The sequence below is a fragment of the Lactiplantibacillus sp. 30.2.29 genome (assembly GCF_018991255.1).
In the GTDB taxonomy this organism is placed as follows: Bacteria; Bacillota; Bacilli; order Lactobacillales; family Lactobacillaceae; genus Lactiplantibacillus; species Lactiplantibacillus pentosus.
The window spans coordinates 1-1361 of sequence record NZ_JAGYGU010000090.1 but is presented as its reverse complement, the minus strand read 5'-3'; the positions used below and the strand labels follow the sequence as shown (position 1 = coordinate 1361).

The following is a 1361-nucleotide window of genomic DNA, read 5'->3' as shown; positions in this document are numbered from 1 at the left end:
GCCCGTGCAATCTGACCTTCGTGTCGATTCTGGAGTTCCGAATTAGTTAAATCAATTAGCGCCTCAGTTAATGACAGATTATCAGTGTGAATTTGATCAAGGTAATTCGGCAAGTATTCACGGATTTTGTTTAACCCTAAGCGCTCAAGATTATTTAAAAGAATTTGATTATTAGTGGTCATGGTAGCCTCCTATAAGTTGTCGTAATCAGTCATATGTTCACGAATGTAAGCTGAAATGTCTTCATCTGTCCGCCCTTTAAGCAAATCAGATTTGAGGATATTGAACTGATCTTGGGGGTCATAATTCAGCGAATTGGTAGTTATGGAGTGCGTACGAATTTCTTCTCTGTTATAATAAATGTGGATGCGCTGCTCATCATTGGAGATTTCAACAGCAACCGTACAACCAATGTATCGCGGATCTACTGAGTACTTACATTTGCGGAAATTGATCATGGCCTCCTTCGAAACGACACGGGTAATGTTTTCTTCGAAGTATGGTTCAAGGAGATTAACTGGAACGCGATGAAGGTACTCTTTTTCTTCGTCTAACCATTTCAGGTACGGGACTTCGTCCGTGGCCTGCGAAGTTTCATGATTTAGATCATCTCGGAGCATATGAACTAGTTCGATTAGCTCAGTTCCATCAGCAAATTCAGTATTGTATGGCCGTAAACGTTCAACCGTGCGAGCAAGGGCTTCAACTGCACCTTTAGTTTGTGGTCTGAATGGTCGACAAGCAATTGGTGTGAAACCGGCATCTTTACAGAATTCGTGGAACCGTTCGTTAAAGACAGCGTGGCCAAACTGGGATTTTGTATGATCCACAACGGTTTTCATATTATCAAACCAGATTTCCGTCGGAATACCTCCGGTATGAAGGAAAGCGTCGTGTAAGCAAGAAAAGAGGGTATCTTGGCTCCGATCAAAGGTTAGTGTCATATATTTGAGTTTTGAATAAGGCAATACATACAAGAAAATATTGAATTTAAACAGCTCACCCTCGCTGCTCACTAGGGCCATTTCTTCTTTCCAGTCAACTTGAGCAGAGAGACCAGGGGAATGTTCAATCCGAATGGTAGCTTTCTTAACTCGTTCTCGGCGGGTTTGGCGACAATAATCTTTCACGAGGGTATAGCTGCCGGTAAAGCCCTTCTTCTGGATAAATTTAAAAATTGAAGCAGCCGAACAATTTAGTTCAAGCTTTGAATCGATGGTTTGCTTGAATGGATCCAGTAAACTTGGCCGTTTCGGTCGACCACTTGGTCGGCCCTTAAGTCCAGCTTTGACTTCCTCATAGGCTTTCTTAACGGTTCGATAATCAACATTATATTGCCGGGCAATCTCGGCGAAGTTAGG

At 42.5% G+C, this 1361-nt stretch carries 1 protein-coding gene and 1 pseudogene; both read right to left on the bottom strand.

Annotated elements, in window-relative coordinates; translation table 11 throughout:
- A pseudogene (locus tag KGF65_RS16630) lies at nt 1–182 on the bottom strand (IS21-like element ISCbo2 family helper ATPase IstB); the annotation flags it as partial.
- A gap of 9 nt (nt 183–191) precedes the next feature.
- Nucleotides 192–1361, bottom strand: a 1170-nt coding sequence (istA, locus tag KGF65_RS16625; RefSeq protein WP_216788262.1) for an IS21 family transposase, incomplete at its 5' end; no start/stop codon positions are given.